Annotated in this window: 19 protein-coding genes and 1 other annotated feature; of the genes, 5 read left to right on the top strand and 14 right to left on the bottom strand. The window is 56.1% G+C overall.

The genetic code is table 11. The features are described 5' to 3' along the window. Positions 1–17: 17 nt before the first annotated feature. Entirely contained in the window at positions 18–314 is a 297-nt protein-coding gene (locus C1N69_RS12520) for a YciI family protein (protein WP_025756564.1), read from the bottom strand. Positions 315–534: 220 nt separating this feature from the next. Between C1N69_RS12520 and tonB the strand changes: the two genes are divergently transcribed. After that, positions 535–1,257: a TonB system transport protein TonB gene (gene tonB, locus C1N69_RS12515; protein WP_045285931.1), complete on the top strand. Its 723-nt coding sequence runs from the start codon at positions 535–537 to the stop codon at positions 1,255–1,257. 39 nt (positions 1,258–1,296) lie between these two features. Here the strand turns inward: tonB and yciA are convergent, their stop codons facing one another. The 4 genes from yciA to C1N69_RS12495 all read right to left on the bottom strand — a co-directional run bounded on the left by yciA (position 1,297) and on the right by C1N69_RS12495 (position 3,565). Continuing rightward, the gene (gene yciA / locus C1N69_RS12510) at positions 1,297–1,692 is read right to left on the bottom strand and encodes an acyl-CoA thioester hydrolase YciA (RefSeq protein WP_008502796.1); all 396 of its coding nucleotides are present in this window, start codon (positions 1,690–1,692) and stop codon (positions 1,297–1,299) included. 104 nt (positions 1,693–1,796) lie between these two features. Beyond that, positions 1,797–2,336, bottom strand: coding sequence for a septation protein A (locus C1N69_RS12505; RefSeq protein WP_025756566.1), 540 nt, complete (start codon positions 2,334–2,336; stop codon positions 1,797–1,799). 55 nt (positions 2,337–2,391) lie between these two features. Beyond that, the gene (locus tag C1N69_RS12500; RefSeq protein ID WP_025756567.1) at positions 2,392–3,135 is read right to left on the bottom strand and encodes a YciC family protein; all 744 of its coding nucleotides are present in this window, start codon (positions 3,133–3,135) and stop codon (positions 2,392–2,394) included. A gap of 25 nt (positions 3,136–3,160) precedes the next feature. Continuing rightward, entirely contained in the window at positions 3,161–3,565 is a 405-nt protein-coding gene (locus tag C1N69_RS12495; RefSeq protein WP_047958832.1) for a YkgJ family cysteine cluster protein, read from the bottom strand. 282 nt (positions 3,566–3,847) lie between these two features. Between C1N69_RS12495 and ompW the strand changes: the two genes are divergently transcribed. Continuing rightward, positions 3,848–4,480, top strand: coding sequence for an outer membrane protein OmpW (gene ompW, locus C1N69_RS12490; protein WP_047958831.1), 633 nt, complete (start codon positions 3,848–3,850; stop codon positions 4,478–4,480). 43 nt (positions 4,481–4,523) lie between these two features. Here the strand turns inward: ompW and yedF are convergent, their stop codons facing one another. From yedF to C1N69_RS12455, 7 genes are all read right to left on the bottom strand, one after another. Continuing rightward, positions 4,524–4,757: a sulfurtransferase-like selenium metabolism protein YedF gene (gene yedF, locus C1N69_RS12485; RefSeq protein ID WP_025756570.1), complete on the bottom strand. Its 234-nt coding sequence runs from the start codon at positions 4,755–4,757 to the stop codon at positions 4,524–4,526. Beyond that, positions 4,754–5,965: a selenium metabolism membrane protein YedE/FdhT gene (gene yedE / locus C1N69_RS12480; protein WP_155031303.1), complete on the bottom strand. Its 1,212-nt coding sequence runs from the start codon at positions 5,963–5,965 to the stop codon at positions 4,754–4,756. The genes yedF and yedE overlap by 4 nt, the downstream gene beginning before the upstream one ends. Positions 5,966–6,146: 181 nt before the next feature. Continuing rightward, the gene (trpA, locus tag C1N69_RS12475; RefSeq protein ID WP_155031302.1) at positions 6,147–6,956 is read right to left on the bottom strand and encodes a tryptophan synthase subunit alpha; all 810 of its coding nucleotides are present in this window, start codon (positions 6,954–6,956) and stop codon (positions 6,147–6,149) included. Next, a complete protein-coding gene (gene trpB, locus C1N69_RS12470) occupies positions 6,956–8,149 on the bottom strand; it encodes a tryptophan synthase subunit beta (RefSeq protein ID WP_047958829.1) in 1,194 nt (397 codons plus the stop codon). Before trpB ends, trpA begins: the two co-directional genes overlap by 1 nt. 10 nt (positions 8,150–8,159) lie before the next feature. Continuing rightward, entirely contained in the window at positions 8,160–9,518 is a 1,359-nt protein-coding gene (gene trpCF, locus C1N69_RS12465) for a bifunctional indole-3-glycerol-phosphate synthase TrpC/phosphoribosylanthranilate isomerase TrpF (protein ID WP_025756574.1), read from the bottom strand. A gap of 3 nt (positions 9,519–9,521) precedes the next feature. After that, a complete protein-coding gene (gene trpD, locus C1N69_RS12460) occupies positions 9,522–11,117 on the bottom strand; it encodes a bifunctional anthranilate synthase glutamate amidotransferase component TrpG/anthranilate phosphoribosyltransferase TrpD (RefSeq protein WP_155031301.1) in 1,596 nt (531 codons plus the stop codon). Further along, on the bottom strand, positions 11,117–12,679 hold the full coding sequence (locus C1N69_RS12455) for an anthranilate synthase component 1 (RefSeq protein ID WP_047958826.1): 1,563 nt from the start codon (positions 12,677–12,679) through the stop codon (positions 11,117–11,119). Before C1N69_RS12455 ends, trpD begins: the two co-directional genes overlap by 1 nt. 23 nt (positions 12,680–12,702) lie before the next feature. After that, positions 12,703–12,797 (bottom strand) — a sequence feature (Trp leader region). Between the two features lie 148 nt (positions 12,798–12,945). Between C1N69_RS12455 and rnm the strand changes: the two genes are divergently transcribed. From rnm to rluB, 3 genes are all read left to right on the top strand, one after another. Then, positions 12,946–13,839: an RNase RNM gene (gene rnm / locus C1N69_RS12450; RefSeq protein ID WP_155031300.1), complete on the top strand. Its 894-nt coding sequence runs from the start codon at positions 12,946–12,948 to the stop codon at positions 13,837–13,839. Further along, positions 13,836–14,456, top strand: a complete 621-nt coding sequence (locus tag C1N69_RS12445; RefSeq protein ID WP_025756578.1) for an L-threonylcarbamoyladenylate synthase — start codon at positions 13,836–13,838, stop codon at positions 14,454–14,456. The genes rnm and C1N69_RS12445 overlap by 4 nt, the downstream gene beginning before the upstream one ends. A 96-nt stretch (positions 14,457–14,552) precedes the next feature. After that, positions 14,553–15,428, top strand: a complete 876-nt coding sequence (rluB, locus tag C1N69_RS12440; RefSeq protein ID WP_025756579.1) for a 23S rRNA pseudouridine(2605) synthase RluB — start codon at positions 14,553–14,555, stop codon at positions 15,426–15,428. A gap of 35 nt (positions 15,429–15,463) precedes the next feature. Here the strand turns inward: rluB and cobO are convergent, their stop codons facing one another. Together cobO and C1N69_RS12430 are read right to left on the bottom strand one after the other, a co-directional pair. After that, complete coding sequence (gene cobO, locus C1N69_RS12435) at positions 15,464–16,054, bottom strand: cob(I)yrinic acid a,c-diamide adenosyltransferase (RefSeq protein ID WP_059387019.1); 591 nt, start codon at positions 16,052–16,054, stop codon at positions 15,464–15,466. After that, positions 16,051–16,812 carry a YciK family oxidoreductase gene (locus C1N69_RS12430; protein ID WP_155031299.1) on the bottom strand — a complete coding sequence of 254 codons (762 nt, stop codon included), beginning with the start codon at positions 16,810–16,812 and terminating at the stop codon, positions 16,051–16,053. Before C1N69_RS12430 ends, cobO begins: the two co-directional genes overlap by 4 nt. Between the last annotated feature and the right edge of the window lie 86 nt (positions 16,813–16,898).

The following is a 16,898-nucleotide window of genomic DNA, read 5'->3' as shown; positions in this document are numbered from 1 at the left end:
TCGGAGCCGATTTTGTCTCAGAACACTTTCTTATACGGGCGAACCGTCACTTTCGCATACACACCCGCGGCAACGTACGGGTCTGCATCAGCCCAGGCCTGAGCGGCTTCCTGGGATTCAAACTCAGCAATGACCGTGGAACCCGAAAAACCGGCGGCGCCCGGGTCGTTGCTGTCTACCGCAGGCATGGGGCCCGCGGTCAGTAAGCGGCCCTCATCCTGGAGCAACTGCAAACGTGCCAGATGAGCAGGGCGTACAGACTGACGTTTATCGAGGGAATCAGCAACATCTTCAGAGTAAATCACGTAAAACACGGCGAAGCTCCTTAACCGGTAAAAGTGTCAGTTACGTTATGTGAAAGGGCATACGACTGCAATGTAAAATAAAAACAATGTTAATGCCCTGATCTGAATGCGCCTTTTTTGGCCTCTCATGCGCTAAAGTTGCGCCAGGACAAAGTGTCTTATTGAATATGATTGCTATTTGCATTTAAAATCAGGGTTCGGTTTTTTAACGTTGATGACTATGACTTCGATGACCCTTGATTTACCACGCCGCTTTCCCTGGCCGACGTTGCTTTCTGTCGTGATTCACGGTGCTGTTGTGGCGGGTTTGCTCTATACCTCGGTTCATCAGGTTATTGAAATGCCCGCGCCCGCGCAGCCGATCTCGGTGACGATGGTATCGCCTGCGGATCTCGAACCCCCGCAGGTTGCACCGCCGCCGCCACAGCCGGTTGCTGAACCGGAGCCAGAACCCGAGCCTGTTCCGGAGCCACCGAAAGAAGCGCCGGTGGTGATCCACAAACCTGAACCAAAACCGAAACCTAAGCCGAAGCCCAAACCGGTGAAGAAGGTCGAGGAGCGTCCGAAACGCGAAGAGCGTCCGGTTGAACCACGCGCAACCCAGCCGGTAGAAAATGCAGCCCCTTCACGTCCGGTGATGAACAATACGGCAACGACCACCAAACCAACGGTCGCCGCGCCAGCGGGCCCGCGCGCCGTGAGCCGCAGTCAACCGCAGTATCCGCCTCGCGCCAGGATGTTGCGTATTGAAGGCCGCGTGCGGGTAAAATTTGACGTCACGGCGGATGGGCGCGTTGATAACGTGGAGATCCTGTCAGCGCAGCCTTCGAATATGTTTGAGCGCGACGTGAAAGCGGCAATGCGCAAATGGCGTTATGAGCCAGGCAAACCGGGTAGCGGGTTGGTCATTAATATTGTTTTCCGCCTGAACGGCGGGGCACAGATGGAATAAAAAAAGCCTCCGCAAGGAGGCTTTTTTTTTGCCGGTGGTTCAGGCCTGCGGAAGCTGGCGAGGTTTACCTTCGCTGTCGACAGCCACATAAATAAACAGCGCTTCTGTTGCTTTATAACGCTGTCCAATCGGCTCAGAAGAGACTTTCTTCACCCAGACTTCGATGTTAATGGAAATAGAGGTATTGCCGCGTTTAACGCAGCGCGCGTAGCAGCACACCACATCACCGACCGCCACCGGGCGCAGGAAGGTCATGCCGTCCACTCTCACGGTCACCACACGCCCGTGGGCGATCTCTTTTGCCAGAATGGCGCCGCCCATATCCATCTGCGACATCAGCCAGCCGCCAAAAATATCGCCATTGGCATTGGTGTCAGCGGGCATTGCCAGTGTGCGTAAAACCAGTTCGCCCTGAGGGGCGTTAGTTGTTGTCATTGTTTTAACTCGTAACGGAAGACTTCAGGCGGGATGCTACTATGATTTCACAGCGGTGAGAATAGACCAGAACGCCTGTTGCAGACGCTCTGGTCAGTCATTAATCAGTGCTTGTCGTCCTGGGGCATATGGCGATAGATATATACGCCGCTTAGCAGCGTGAAGATAAGCGTCAGGGCGGTCAGGCCGAAGACCTTAAAGTTGACCCAAATATTCTGCGGCAGCCAGAAGGCGATATAGATATTGGCGAGACCGCAGAGAATAAAGAACACCGCCCAGGCAATATTCAGACGCGACCAGACTTCCTGAGGCAACGTCAGCTCTTTGCCCAGCATGCGCTGGATCAGTGGTTTTTTCATTACCCACTGGCTGATTAACAGTGCACCCGCAAACAGCGCGTAAATCACGGTCACTTTCCACTTAATAAATTCATCATTGTGGAAGAACAGCGTAAGCCCGCCGAATACGGCGACCAGAACAAACGTGACCAGCGCCATTTTTTCGACTTTACGATAGCGAACCCAGCTGTAAATCAGGACAACAGCGGTCGCAACGATCAGCGCAGTGGTCGCGGCATAAATGTCGTACAGCTTATAAAAAGCAAAAAAGACCACGAGCGGTAAAAAATCAAGAAACTGCTTCATTCTGTGATTCCATTTTCTGAGCGGGGCGGGAGGCCAGAATGCCCCCGCCTCAGGATTACTGGCGAATTAACATATACAGGCGGAACAGGTAGACCAGCAGTACCGCTGAAATCAAATTGCTCAGCGTATTCGCCACTACCGCCCCAACATTTGGCGTTAATACCGCAAAATTCGGTGCAAACAGTAACAGGAGCGTTTTGGCCAGCAGCCAGCCGACCACAGCAGGCGCTACCAGACGCATATTAGCCCATGCGAGACGGATGCTGCTGCGCATCGCGGTAAAAATACCCATTTTATCCTGCACAATCATCACAGGCGCAAAGGAGAGCACGATAGCCAGTAACACACCCGGCACCACCACCAGCATGATCCCCATTTGCACCAGCAGGGTGGTTAAAAAGATCAGGATAAACAGTTTAGGTAAGACCGGGGCGCTGGCACCAATCGCCCGTAAGGCGCTAACCCGATGACCCGCCGACACCAGCTGAATCAACAGTAACACGCCGCCGGCCAGAATGGCGTTACCAATCAGGCCGGAGAACGTGGATGCGGCAGACGCGCGCAGCAGAATTTGTTGCTGCTCCGGCGTCATGTTTTGCACCAGTTCAAACAAGCCTACGCTTCCCGCCAGATGGTCGCCCTGGCTCAGGCTGGCAATCTGTTCGTCACTCGGTGAGAACGCATGACCCAGCACCACCGTGATAAAGGCGCATAACAACGCGATCAGTAAAAAGGTTATGAACTGATTGCGGAAAAAGTTTCCCGTGTCACGGTAGACAGACTTCGCCGTGATAGACATGCACTCTCCTTGAGTATTGCAGGTGTTAATTAGCCGGCAATTGTACACCGGATGCGCCTGCTGTGGCAGCATCAAGGCTTGTATGGAAAAGCATATCTTTGTAAAGCGGCGGTAATCCCACGCGGGCCCGGGCGCGATTACAGGCTTCGTTAACCTGACCCTCTTCACCCGACATCGCAAACTCGCGGCACGGGCTGGGGCGATTTTCATAGATGGAACATCGGGTCGAGACCCCAGGTTCACCCTCCAGCGCCACACAGCGGGCCTGCTTTTGATTGGTGCCGCTCATGCAGCGCAGAAAGGGGGTTAACGGCTCAGTGAGATGAACCGGAACGGTACCGCCGCCATCGCTGGCTTCGGCCCAGTAGAAAGAGACTCGAAAATACGCACAACAGGCTCCGCACGTCATGCACGGGTTGATATCACTCATGGCACACCTGCAAAAGAAGAACGCATCAAATCAATTTGTGAGAGCGCTAAATTATCCAGCCGCCAGAGGAAGAGCAAGAGGGGGAAAAGAGAAAATTTTGTAACCGTGAAATGCCAAAAATTGACATGGAAACAACTTATCGGTTTTTAGTGCGTAACAAAAAATTAATCCAGATCAATGAATGTTAAGTTACTGGTTTTAATGTGATCTGGGGCAGATCACTTATTACTCTTTTGTGAGTATATTCTCATCCGCGATTAAAACCACAACGATGGAGCGGATATGAAAAAATTAGCGGTGGCAGCCCTTGTATTAAGCAGTCTCTCTGGTGGCGCGTACGCGCATGAAGCAGGCGAATTCTTTATTCGTGCCGGTTCGGCCACGGTTCGTCCAACCGAAGGTTCAGATAACGTGCTGGGGATGGGCGGTTTTAACGTCAGTAATAACACCCAGCTGGGGTTAACCTTTACCTATATGGCGACGGATAACATTGGTGTTGAGCTTCTTGCCGCAACGCCTTTCCGTCATCGCGTGGGCCTTGGGCCAACCGGTGATATCGCTACGGTGCACCATCTGCCGCCAACGCTGATGGCGCAGTGGTACTTTGGTGATGCCAGCAGCAAGGTGCGTCCATATATTGGTGCGGGTGTGAACTACACCACGTTCTTTGATGAGAAATTTAACGATACCGGAAAAGACGCCGGTCTGACCGATCTTAGCCTGAAAGATTCGTGGGGGATGGCGGGACAGGTCGGGCTGGATTATCTGATTAACCGCGACTGGTTAATTAACGCCTCCGTCTGGTATATGGATATCGATACTGATGTACGCTTCAAAGCGGGCGGTCAGCAGCAAAGCATCAGCACGCGTCTGGATCCGTGGGTATTTATGTTCTCTGCGGGTTATCGCTTCTAGTCCCTTCTGTTCAATGCGCCCCCGGCGGGGCGCATATCCTTTCTTACTTTTGAATCAAATAGCGAATGGTCGGGCCATCCTGCTGGATATCCAGCACCGTGTACCCATGGTTTTTGGCATCCAGCGGTATATTGTTGATGGACTGCGGGCAGTCGCTGACCACCTCCAGTATTTCGCCTTTCTTAAGCTGCGGTAACGCTTCAAGCGTAGCAACCGCCGGATAAGGGCAGGGTTCACCGACCATATCAAGACGGTAATCAGGCACAATCTGTTTCATGCAGCGTTCTCCTGCGTTTCTGTTTTGACACTCCCACGACGGAAGAAACGTTTCTCCTGCGCGACAACCAGTAAAAACGCGACCAGCAGCAGGGCATAGGTGACCAGCAGGCCGCCGAGAGGCCCGAAGGTGTTCAGCAGGTTGACCTTGTCCCAGTTCGTGGCGAGCGACGGGGACAGGTCGTCCCAGAAGTACGCCAGGAGCGTCGACCCGATAACATTTCCCAGACCCACCCACCAGTAATGCACCTGACCTTCGACGGCGCGGTACATCCAGCCGGTTTCACACCCGCCAGCCAGCACGATCCCGAAGCCAAACAGCAGGCCGCCAATCACCGCGTTAGGACCGGCCCACATGATTTTGGGTTCGACGCCTAACTGCACATAGCTGAAGATGCCGATGGCGCTGACCGCCATCCCGGCGATAATCGCTTTCGCCATCATTGTACGCCCGGTGATCCACATATCGCGAAACGCGGAGGTAAAGCAGATCTGCGCGCGTTCAATCAGCAGACCAAAACCCACACCGAACAGCATCGCCAGACCGAGTTTGGGCTGGTTCAGGGCCGTGCAGAGCGCCCATGCCACCATCGCAAAAAAGACCAGCATTCCGAGGCGGAAACGGCGACGCGCCTGCGAGGGCTTTTGCGTAAGCGGCGACGCGGCGCTCACTTTGACCATTTTGACGGGAATACGGAACAGCGGAAGAAGAGTAAATTTTGCGCCAAAGTAAGAGCCGATCGCTGTAGCAACAGCAAAGAACCAGGCATGGAGCGAAAATTGCGGGATCCCGGTAAAGAAGGCGGCAAGGTTGCAGCCCATCGCCAGGCGCGCGCCGAATCCGGCAATCATGCCGCCGACAATTGCCTGCAAAATACGGATCCGGCTTTTAGGCAGCCTGAGCTTTACGTTGTTTGCCCACAGCGCGGCGGCAAAACAGCCCCCGAACATGCCAATGATCATCATCCCGTCAATGCGGGTTAGCGGCGTACCGTCCAGATGGATGAGTTTGAAGTAACCCCACGCTTCGGTATGCACGCCAGCGAGTTGCAGCAGTTGCCCACCCCAGCGGGTAAACTCGCCGGTCACGGCCCAGAAGGTACCGGTGATGCCGAAATAATAAGTAGAGAGAATGCCAGCGGCGATAACGGCTGGAACAGGTGACCAGAACTTAACCAGGTAAGTCTGTTTGAAGGATTGCCATGACATGAATAAGCCTCTGAACTCAGAAGGATTAAAGATAAAAAAGAGTCCAGATCATACGCTTACATGACCGTTTGAAAAGCCATTCACACCGAAAATATCGACAGGATCAATTTTGATGTAATCCTTTGTAGATAGTGCGGAAGGAAGGGTAACCGTCTGGCAGGGATGCCAGACGGTGGATGGGTCAGGATTTACGCGTCGCGGCCTTCATGGCGCTGACGAACGTTTTCAGCTCGGCCAGCATCTGCTCTGGCTTGTCCACGTTATTCTCGATGATCTTCACAATCGCGGAGCCGGAAATGGCACCTGCCGCCTTCGCGTCAATCGCCGCGGTGACCTGATCCGGAGATGAAATCCCGAAGCCCTGCAGCGGTGGTGCGGCGTGATATTCAGCCAGCTTTTCCACCAGATGATGCAATGGCAGCGCCGCTTTGTTCTCCGCACCGGTCACACCCGCGCGAGAGAGCAGGTAGGTATAACCGCGTCCGTAGGAGGCAATCTGGCGCAGCAGTGTGTCATCCGCATTCGGCGGGCAGATGAAAATCGGGGCCACATTATGGCGCATCGCTGCCTGGCGGAACGGCGCGGACTCTTCAACCGGCACGTCGGCTACCAGCACCGAGTCGACGCCCACCCGCGCGCACTCGGCATAAAATTCGTCGATTCCGCGGTTGAATACCAGGTTGGCGTACATCAGCAGACCAATCGGAATGCTCGGGTGCTTCTGGCGGATCGCGGCCAGCATCTCGAAGCACTGGGTTGGCGTCACGCCTGCGGCAAAGGCGCGCAGCGTCGCGTTCTGAATGGTCGGGCCATCCGCCAGCGGGTCAGAGAACGGGATCCCCAGCTCCAGCGCATCGGCACCGGCTTCAATCAGGGTGTCGATAATCTTCAGCGACTGCTCCGGGCCCGGATCGCCCAGGGTGACGAAGGGAACGAACGCGCCTTCCTGGCGGGATTTCAGCTCTGCAAATACGTTATCGTAGCGTTCCATCAGATTTCCCCTCGTGCTTTCAGAATATCGTGAACGGTGAAGATATCTTTGTCACCGCGACCGGAAAGGTTTACCACCAGCAGTTGCTCTTTTTCCGGGTTTTCTTTCATCATTTTCAGCGCGTGCGCCAGGGCATGCGAAGACTCCAGCGCCGGGATGATCCCTTCGCTGCGACACAGCGTTTTGAACGCTTCAAGGGCTTCGTCATCGGTAATGGAAACGTAATCCGCGCGACCGGTGCTGTTCAGGAATGCATGCTGGGGCCCGACGGACGGGAAGTCCAGACCGGCAGAGATAGAGTACGACTCTTCTATCTGGCCTTCATCGGTCTGCATCATCGGCGCTTTCATGCCGAAGTAGATGCCCACGCGGCCATGCTTCAGCGGCGCACCGTGCTCGCCGGTTTCGATGCCGTGGCCGGCAGGCTCCACGCCAATCAGGCCGACGTTCGTTTCGTCGATAAAATCAGCGAACATGCCGATAGCATTAGAGCCGCCACCCACGCAGGCGATAACGGCATCCGGCAGGCGACCCTCTTTTTCGAGGATCTGCGCTTTGGTCTCTTCGCCGATCATGCGCTGGAATTCGCGGACAATCGTCGGGAACGGATGCGGACCCGCAGCGGTACCCAGCATGTAGTGTGCGGTCTCATAACTGCCAGACCAGTCGCGCAGCGCTTCGTTACAGGCATCTTTCAGCGTGGCGGAGCCGCTGTGCACCGGGATCACTTCAGCACCCATCAAACGCATACGGAAAACGTTCGGCGATTGACGCTCAACGTCTTTCGCACCCATGTAGATGCGGCATTTCAGGCCGAGCAGGGCACTGGCGAGCGCAGAGGCTACGCCATGCTGGCCTGCGCCGGTTTCTGCGATGATTTCGGTTTTGCCCATCCGCTTCGCGAGCAGCGCCTGACCCAGCACCTGGTTGGTTTTATGGGCGCCGCCGTGCAGCAGGTCTTCACGCTTGAGATACAGCGTGGTTTTGGTGCCTTCGGTCAGGTTGCGGCATTTGGTCAGCGCCGTTGGACGGCCTGCATAGTTTTTCAGCAGATCGGTAAATTCAGCCTGAAACGCTGGATCTTTCTGCGCGCTGACAAAGGCTTCTTCCAGCTGGCGCAGTGCGGGCATCAGGATTTGCGGGACGTACATCCCACCAAACTCACCAAAATACGGGTTAAGTAATGTCGTCATCTTCTCTTCCTTAATATGCACGCAGAGTTTTAAATACGGAGGCCAGTTTGCTGGCATCTTTTATGCCGGGCTGGGACTCTACGCCTGAATTGAAATCGAGGCCCGCACAGCCCATTTTGGCGGCTTCCACGCAGTTATCCGGGCTTAAACCTCCCGCCAGCAGGACGTTGTCCAGCTTTTCACCGTTAAGCAGTGACCAGTCAAATCGCTGGCCCGTGCCGCCCTGGCCGTTGTCGAGGACGTATTTGTCCACATGGCTCAGGTTTCGCGCGGGTAACGTCTTATCGACGCGTTGTGCTTTCCAGATTTGCACCTGCGGTGCCAGCGCGGCGCGCAGGTCATTGATATACGCCTGATCCTCATCACCATGGAGCTGTACCGCGCTCAGCGATAACGCGTCGGTTTTCGCCGCAACGTCGGCGATGTCCGCATTACGGAAGACGCCGACATAGCTGAGTGGAGCCGCGGCTATCACCTTACGCGCCTGCTCTTCGCTTATCGCGCGCGGGGAGGTCTCAACAAAAATCAGTCCGCCGTAAATGGCGCCCGCTTCATAGGCGGCCTGGGCGTCCTGCTCGCGGGTTAAGCCGCACACTTTGTTTTCACCGAGCAGCACCCGACGCACTGCCGCATTGAGATCGTCATGCGCCATCAGGGCGGAGCCAATCAGAAAACCGTTGGCAAAGTGGCTCAGCTCGCGCACCTGAGCGTAGCTGTTAATGCCAGATTCGCTGATAACGGTTACGCCGGAACCCAGACGCGGCGCCAGCTGGCGCGTGCGGTTGAGGTCGATGGACAGATCGCGCAGGTCGCGGTTGTTAATCCCGACCACTTTGGCCCCGAGCGCGATGGCGCGTTCCAGCTCCTCTTCGTTGCTTACTTCGGTCAGCACGCCCATGTTCAGGCTGTGGGCCACGGCAGCAAGCTGGCGATACTGTTCGTCATCCAGAACCGAGAGCATCAGCAGGCAGGCATCCGCCTGATAGAAACGCGCCAGCCAGATCTGATACGGGTCAATAATAAAGTCTTTGCACAGGATCGGCTGCGGCGCGATGCCGCTGACGATCGGCAGAAAATCGAAGCTTCCCTGGAAATATTTCTCATCCGTCAGCACGGAGATAGCGGACGCATGATGCTTATAAATACCGGCAATACGTGCCGGGTCGAAATCGTCACGGATAACGCCTTTAGACGGGGACGCTTTTTTGCACTCAAGAATAAATGCGGTGCGCGCACCCTGCAGGGCGTCATAGAAACGACGGCTGCTCGGAACGACGTCATTCTGAAAACTGGCAAGCGGCTGCTGTTGCTTGCGGGCTTCCACCCAGATGGCCTTATCGGCAACGATTTTCGCTAAAACGGTCTGCATTCTTTACCCTCTTGCCGCAAGTGCGGTAACGCGATCGTAAGCTGCACCGGAGCGCAGTACATCCAGAACTTTTTGAACGTTGGCCTTCAGGTCTTCCTCGCCGTGCAAACGCATCAGCATGGCGACGTTGGCAGCAACGGCGGCCTCATGGGCGACCTCTCCCTTACCTTGTAATAAGCGCGTCAGAATGTCACGGTTTTCTTCCGGCGTACCGCCTGCCAGCGCCTCCTGGTGATACGGGGTTAAACCAAAGTCTGCGGCTTCCAGCTGGTAGCTCAGGATTTCGCCGTCACGCAGTTCGGCCACCAGCGTAGGGGCATGCAGCGACACTTCATCCATCCCGCCGCTGTGTACTACGGCAGCCCGTTGATAACCGAGCACGCGCAGCGTCTCGGCAATCGGCAGAACCAGCTCCGGGCTGTAGACGCCAATCAGCGCCAGTGGCGGGTGCGCCGGGTTGATCAGTGGACCGAGCACGTTAAACAGCGTGCGGGTTTTGAGCTGCTGACGAACCGGCATCGCGTGGCGGAAACCGGTGTGGTATTTCGGCGCAAACAGGAAGCAAACGCCCAGGTCATCCAGCGCTTCACGGGAACGTTCGGCGTTCATATCGAGATTAATGCCGAATGCCGCGAGCAAATCCGACGATCCGGAGCGGCTGGAAACGCTGCGGTTACCGTGTTTCGCCACTTTTAAACCACACGCCGCCGCCACGAAGGCGCTGGCGGTAGAGATATTGATACTGTTACTGCCATCACCCCCGGTACCGACGATATCTGCAAACGGATAGTCGGGGCGCGGGAACGGGGCGGCATTCTCCAGCAGAGCCGTGGCGGCGCCCGCGATCTCCTGCGGGCTTTCGCCACGCACTTTCATGCTCACCAGTGCAGCCGCCAGCTGTTCAGGCTTCAGCTCACCGCGAACCACGGCAGAGAAGAGCTGGTGGCTCTCCTGCTGGCTCAGGGTTTGTGCCTGGTACAGTTTTTCCAGAATCGGTTGCAGGGTGTTAGTCTGCTCCAGTTTTTGCAACGCCCAGTCCAGGGTCTGTTCCAGCAGACGGGCACCGTGTGAGGTCAGGATCGATTCCGGATGGAACTGCATACCACAGACGCGGTCGGCATCGTGACGCACCGCCATCACCATCCCTTCAAACGAGGCGTTAATGGTCAGCCCGGCAGGAATGTTGCTGCCGACCAGCGAGTGGTAGCGTGCCACCGGGAGCGGATTCGGCAGCCCGGCAAACATTGCCTGGCCGTCATGTTCGATGCTGGACGCTTTACCGTGCAGGATTTCACCCGCCTGGCCGACGTAGCCGCCATAGGCTTCCACAATCGCCTGATGACCGAGGCAGATGCCGATAATCGGCAGCTTGCCGCGCATGCGGGTTAGCAGCTCCGGCATACAGCCCGCTTCACTCGGTGCGCCAGGGCCCGGGGAGAGCATCAGCACCGGGTTTGGCATGGTAGCCAGACGGTCAATCAGGGTCTGTGCCGGGACGTGGTTACGATAGATAACAACGTTATGTCCATTCGCACGCAGCTGATCTGCCAGGTTATAGGTAAATGAGTCGATGTTATCGAGCAGCAGAATGTCAGCCATCAGAAAATCTCCTGTGCATGATGTGCGGTAGCAATGGCGCGAAGGACCGCACGCGCTTTACTGCGTGTTTCGTCAGCTTCAGACTGCGGAACAGAATCAAGAACAATCCCGGCACCCGCCTGTACGGTGGCGATACCGTCTTCGACGTAAGCGGAGCGGATAACGATGCAGGTATCCAGATCGCCGTGGGCGGTGAAATAGCCCACCGCGCCGCCATAGCTGCCGCGACGACGCCCTTCGGCGGCGGCAATCAGTTGCATGGCGCGCACTTTCGGCGCACCGCTCAGGGTGCCCATGTTCATGCAGGCGCGATAGGCATGCAGCACGTCGAGATCATGGCGTAACTCACCGACCACGCGGGAGACCAGATGCATGACGAAGGAGTAACGGTCAACTTTGGTCAGGTCCGCCACGTAACGGCTGCCAGGGGTGCAAATGCGGGCCAGATCGTTACGCGCCAGGTCAACCAGCATCAGATGCTCGGAGAGCTCTTTGTGGTCGGTTCGCATTTCCAGTTCGATGCGGCTGTCGAGATCGCGATCCAGTGAACCGTCTGCGCGACGTCCGCGTGGACGGGTACCGGCGATCGGGTAAATTTCAATCTGGCGGCTGGTGGCGTCGTACTTCAGCGAACTTTCCGGCGACGCGCCAAACAGGGTGAAATCGTTATCCTGCATAAAGAACATGTACGGGCTTGGGTTGCTCTTTTTCAGCACATCGTAGGCCGCCAGCGGCGACGGGCAGGGCAGAGAGAAGCGACGGGAAGGCACCACCTGGAAAATTTCCCCGGCGCGAATCGCTTTTTGCATCTGGCGAACCACGGCACCGTACTGATCGTCGGTCTGGTTAACATCACAGGTCATTTTTTCCACGCGCTGCACCGGCAGCGCAGGCGGCGCTTCGGTCATCTGCTGCTGCAGCTGCATGATGCGGTGTTCGAGACGCTGCTTCTCTGAGGAAGACGGCGTGAACAGGCTTGCCTGAATGCGGGTATATTTTTTCTGATGGTCGATCACCAGCAAGGTTTCAGCCAGATAGAAGCAGTAATCCGGGCAGCGGTTACCCTGTTCGGTTTCTGGCAAATCTTCAAAACCGGCGACCAGGTCGTAAGCAAACAGTCCACCGAAGAACATCGCCTCGCGTTCATCTTCCGGTACAGTGACCAGATTCTGCAGCAGGCGGAAAGCATCAAAGACGGACAGGGAGCAGAGGCGCGCGTCTTCATCCAGCAGTTGGCTGACTGGCGGGAAGTGCAAAATACGCATTTCCGGATGACGTTCATTTTCAATGCCGGCAGGCAGAGTGGCATCCAGCAAAGGCAGCAATGACGCACCATTCTCAGACAGCGCTTTGATGGTCACGGTGCTATCTAACGCCGTAATACGCAGCGCGCTGTCGACCAGCAGCAGGCTCTTCAGATCGTCCTTGCTGTCGATATCCGCCGACTCCAGCAGCAGTGTTGCCGGACGGGCACCGCATACCTGATGAAACAGCGCGGTAGGGTTGTGACGATAGACCGCCTCGCAGGTCAGCAGTTCGAGGTGTGGTTTGGCTGTTTGCATTATTGTGTTCTCATTTTCTGTTCAAAAAAAAGCCCGCTTAGTCGCGGGCTGGGTATCTGTTTGCATTTCGCAGACGCGTGACACTGCCCGATAATCAGGAAGTACGCCACCAACCGTGCAGAGTGCAATGTGCTGTCATTTTCAGATACCTTTCTCGTGTGAACTTGCGTACTAGTTAACTAGTTCGATGGCGTGTTGTCAACCCTTGATTTCAGAATTTCGTTTTAAGTCGGTATCATGGTGGTTTCGGATGTCTCCAACCTGTTATGGGAAGTGCTTTGAGCGATACCACCTACGCGATTATTTATGATTTACACAGCCATACTCAGGCCTCTGATGGCCTGCTGACACCCGAAGATCTGGTTCATCGTGCCGTTGAAATGCGCGTCGGCACGCTGGCGATAACCGATCACGATACGACAGATGCCATCCCGGCCGCGCGCGCCGAGATTGCCCGCAGCGGACTGGCGCTGAATCTGGTGCCTGGCGTCGAGATCTCGACGGTCTGGGAAAACCACGAAATTCATATTGTTGGCCTGAACATCGATATAGACCATCCGGCACTTCGGGCCTTTTTGCAAGAACAAAAAGCACGCCGTCATCAGCGTGCTCAGATGATCGGCGAGCGCCTGGAAAAGGCGCATATTCCGGGCGCGCTGGAAGGCGCGCAGAAACTGGCGAACGGCGGGGCGGTGACACGCGGCCATTTCGCCCGTTTTCTGGTTGAAGCAGGCAAGGCCACGACGATGGCGGATGTCTTTAAAAAGTATCTTGCACGGGGGAAAACCGGATACGTTCCGCCGCAGTGGTGTACAATAAAACAAGCTATTGATGTGATTCATCATTCTGGCGGTAAGGCCGTGCTGGCCCATCCGGGGCGGTATAATCTTTCTGCTAAATGGCTGAAAAGACTGCTGGCACATTTTGCCGAATGCGGCGGTGAGGCGATGGAAGTCGCCCAGTGTCAGCAGGCACCCAATGAGCGTGCGCAGCTCGCGACCTATGCGCGTCAGTTTGGCCTGTTTGGGTCGCAGGGGTCTGATTTCCATCAGCCCTGCGCCTGGATCGAACTGGGGCGCAAGCTCTGGTTGCCCGCAGGCGTTGAGCCGGTCTGGCAGCGCTGGGAACAGCCGCAGCAAATTGAAGAGAGGGAAGTATGAGTCAGTTTTTCTATATCCATCCGGATAACCCGCAGCCGCGCCTGATTAATCAGGCCGTGGAGATCGTCCGCAAAGGCGGCGTGATTGTCTACCCAACCGATTCAGGCTATGCGCTGGGCTGCAAAATTGAAGATAAAGGGGCGATGGAGCGTATTTGCCGCATTCGCCAGCTGCCGGACGGCCATAACTTTACCCTGATGTGCCGCGATCTCTCCGAGTTGTCGACCTATGCTTATGTCGATAACGTGGCGTTTCGCCTGATCAAGAACAACACGCCGGGTAATTACACCTTCATCCTGAAAGGGACCAAAGAAGTGCCGCGTCGTCTGTTGCAGGAAAAACGTAAAACCATCGGTATGCGCGTGCCGTCGAACCCGATAGCGCAGGCGCTGCTGGAAACCCTCGGCGAGCCGATGCTTTCGACCTCACTGATGCTGCCGGGAAGTGAGTTTACGGAGTCGGATCCGGAAGAGATTAAAGATCGTCTGGAGAAGGTCGTTGAGCTGATTATTCACGGTGGCTATCTCGGACAACAGCCAACCACCGTGGTTGACTTAACCGAAGACACGCCGGAAGTGATTCGTGAAGGCGTGGGCGATGTAAAGCCTTTCTTGTGATGGTATAAGCAGATATACTACGCGGCCATCAAAGCAGGGCGCGGCCCTTTTTTGACCTGATTCGACGCCTGTGAAGGCGACACCTGAGGAAGCTCAATGAGCGAGAAGTTACAGAAAGTGCTGGCGCGTGCCGGCCACGGCTCGCGCCGTGAAATCGAAGCCATTATTGAAGCGGGCCGCGTGAGTGTGGACGGTAAAATCGCCACGCTGGGTGACCGCGTAGAAATCGTACCGGGGCTGAAGATCCGTATCGACGGTCATCTTATCTCCGTGAAAGAGTCCGCTGAGCAGATCTGCCGCGTGCTGGCTTACTATAAGCCGGAAGGCGAGCTGTGCACCCGCAACGACCCGGAAGGTCGCCCGACGGTGTTTGACCGTCTGCCAAAACTGCGTGGGGCTCGCTGGATTGCCGTCGGTCGTCTGGACGTGAACACCTGCGGTCTGCTGCTGTTTACCACCGACGGTGAGCTGGCAAACCGTCTGATGCACCCAAGCCGTGAAGTGGAACGTGAATACGCTGTGCGTGTCTTTGGCCAGGTTGATGAAAATAAACTACGCGATCTGTCGCGTGGCGTTCAGCTGGAAGACGGTCCTGCGGCGTTCAAAACCATCAAATTTACCGGTGGGGAAGGCATTAACCAGTGGTACAACGTAACCCTGACCGAAGGCCGTAACCGCGAGGTGCGTCGTCTTTGGGAAGCGGTCGGCGTCCAGGTTAGCCGTCTGATCCGCGTTCGCTACGGTGATATTCTGCTGCCAAAAGGTCTGCCTCGTGGGGGGTATACCGAACTGGATCTGACGCAAACGAACTATCTTCGTGAGCTGGTCGGCCTGACGCCAGAAACCACCTCGAAGGTGGCGGTGGAGAAAGATCGTCGTCGCATGAAGGCGAATCAGATCCGTCGTGCGGTGAAACGTCATAGCCAGGTGAACAGTAATCGCCGCGCCGGCAGCCGCAATAACAACGGTTAAAAACAGAAGCCCGGTCACAGTGACCGGGCTTTTTTTTAGTAATCAATCCCTATTTGCGCTTTGATACCTGCGTCAAAGGCATGCTTTACCGGACGCAGTTCGCTGACGGTATCGGCCAGCTCCAGAATATCCCGATGACAGCCGCGCCCCGTGATGATGACCGTCTGATGGACAGGCCGGTTCTTGAGGGCAGTCAGTACGGCGTCCAGCGGCAGATAATCGTAGGCGACCATGTAGGTGATCTCATCCAGCAGAACCATGTTCAGTGTGGGATCGGCCAGCATTCTTTTCGCGTGCTCCCAGACGGCGAGACAGGCTGCGGTATCGGTTTCCCGGTTCTGGGTGTTCCAGGTAAACCCGGTCGCCATTACCTGAAACTCTACGCCGTGAGGCTCAAGCAAATTGCGCTCACCGTTGGGCCACTCGCCTTTAATAAACTGGATAACGCCGACTTTCTGCCCGTGTCCGACCGCACGGGTGGCGGTACCAAACGCGGCGGTGGTTTTTCCTTTACCGTTGCCGGTAAAAACGATGACGATCCCGCGCTCGTCCTGCGCGGCCGCGATGCGAGCGTCAACCTGTTCTTTCAGCCGCTGCTGACGTTGCTGATGGCGTTCTTCACTCATTGCGAAATTCCCGGCTTACGGCCCGGCTGGGCGTCAAAGGTCATCCCGGTTTTGCGGCGACTGTCGTCACCCATCAGCCAGAGATAAAGCGGCATGATATCGGCCGGGGTTTTCAGCTTCTGCGGATCTTCACTCGGGAAGGCGCTGGCGCGCATTTTGGTGCGCGTTCCACCCGGATTAATGCAGTTTACGCGCAGATGACGGCTCTGATACTCCTCCGCCAGTACCTGCATCATGCCTTCGGTCGCGAATTTTGATACGGCATAGGCGCCCCAGTTCGCGCGCCCCTCCCGGCCAACGCTGGAAGAGGTGAACACCAGTGAGCCAGAATCCGATTTGAGTAATAAAGGAAGCAGTGCCTGGGTCAGGAAAAACGTCCCGTTGACATTGACCTGCATGACCTCCTGCCAGATCGCGGGATCCTGTTCATCCATCGGGCGAACCTCTCCAAGCAAACCTGCGTTGTGCAGTACGCCGTCCAGTCTCGGGTAGTGCGTGCTGATGCGGTGAGCCAGCTCCTGACATGTCGCGGGGGTACAGGTGAGCAGATCCAGCGTGTACCAGCGGGCAGGAAGGCCACCTGTGGCTTCAATCTCCTGCGCCACCCCTTTCAGTTTTTCTTCGTTACGACCGATCAGGATGACGCTCGCGCCATACTCAGCGTAGGTCAGCGCCGCTTCACGGCCAATCCCATCGCTGGCCCCGGTGACAAGGATGATGCGGTTCTGCAGCAGATTTTTTTGCGGTTGATAATGCACGGTGACTCCTCGGCGCACAGTGATTCAAAGACGCCTTCTTTTATGACTTTTCGGCTTTATGCCCGAATTAGCATGAGAATTCAATC

It is taken from the genome of Enterobacter sichuanensis, from assembly GCF_009036245.1.
In the GTDB taxonomy this organism is placed as follows: Bacteria; Pseudomonadota; Gammaproteobacteria; order Enterobacterales; family Enterobacteriaceae; genus Enterobacter; species Enterobacter sichuanensis.
Note: the sequence above shows the minus strand (reverse complement) of the source record. Positions and strands in the feature narration are given on the sequence as shown.

Bases quoted from the DNA above. Each gene is read 5' to 3' on its own strand.
- tonB (WP_045285931.1), top strand. From the start codon at position 535: ATGACCCTTGATTTACCACGCCGCTTTCCCTGGCCGACGTTGCTTTCT.
- yciA (WP_008502796.1), bottom strand. From the start codon at position 1,692: ATGACAACAACTAACGCCCCTCAGGGCGAACTGGTTTTACGCACACTG.
- trpD (WP_155031301.1), bottom strand. From the start codon at position 11,117: ATGGCTGACATTCTGCTGCTCGATAACATCGACTCATTTACCTATAAC.
- yedF (WP_025756570.1), bottom strand. From the start codon at position 4,757: ATGAAACAGATTGTGCCTGATTACCGTCTTGATATGGTCGGTGAACCC.
- trpB (WP_047958829.1), bottom strand. From the start codon at position 8,149: ATGACGACATTACTTAACCCGTATTTTGGTGAGTTTGGTGGGATGTAC.
- C1N69_RS12495 (WP_047958832.1), bottom strand. From the start codon at position 3,565: ATGAGTGATATCAACCCGTGCATGACGTGCGGAGCCTGTTGTGCGTAT.
- ompW (WP_047958831.1), top strand. From the start codon at position 3,848: ATGAAAAAATTAGCGGTGGCAGCCCTTGTATTAAGCAGTCTCTCTGGT.
- rnm (WP_155031300.1), top strand. From the start codon at position 12,946: ATGGGAAGTGCTTTGAGCGATACCACCTACGCGATTATTTATGATTTA.
- trpA (WP_155031302.1), bottom strand. From the start codon at position 6,956: ATGGAACGCTACGATAACGTATTTGCAGAGCTGAAATCCCGCCAGGAA.
- cobO (WP_059387019.1), bottom strand. From the start codon at position 16,054: ATGAGTGAAGAACGCCATCAGCAACGTCAGCAGCGGCTGAAAGAACAG.
- C1N69_RS12445 (WP_025756578.1), top strand. From the start codon at position 13,836: ATGAGTCAGTTTTTCTATATCCATCCGGATAACCCGCAGCCGCGCCTG.
- rluB (WP_025756579.1), top strand. From the start codon at position 14,553: ATGAGCGAGAAGTTACAGAAAGTGCTGGCGCGTGCCGGCCACGGCTCG.
- C1N69_RS12455 (WP_047958826.1), bottom strand. From the start codon at position 12,679: ATGCAAACAGCCAAACCACACCTCGAACTGCTGACCTGCGAGGCGGTC.
- trpCF (WP_025756574.1), bottom strand. From the start codon at position 9,518: ATGCAGACCGTTTTAGCGAAAATCGTTGCCGATAAGGCCATCTGGGTG.
- C1N69_RS12500 (WP_025756567.1), bottom strand. From the start codon at position 3,135: ATGTCTATCACGGCGAAGTCTGTCTACCGTGACACGGGAAACTTTTTC.
- C1N69_RS12505 (WP_025756566.1), bottom strand. From the start codon at position 2,336: ATGAAGCAGTTTCTTGATTTTTTACCGCTCGTGGTCTTTTTTGCTTTT.
- yedE (WP_155031303.1), bottom strand. From the start codon at position 5,965: ATGTCATGGCAATCCTTCAAACAGACTTACCTGGTTAAGTTCTGGTCA.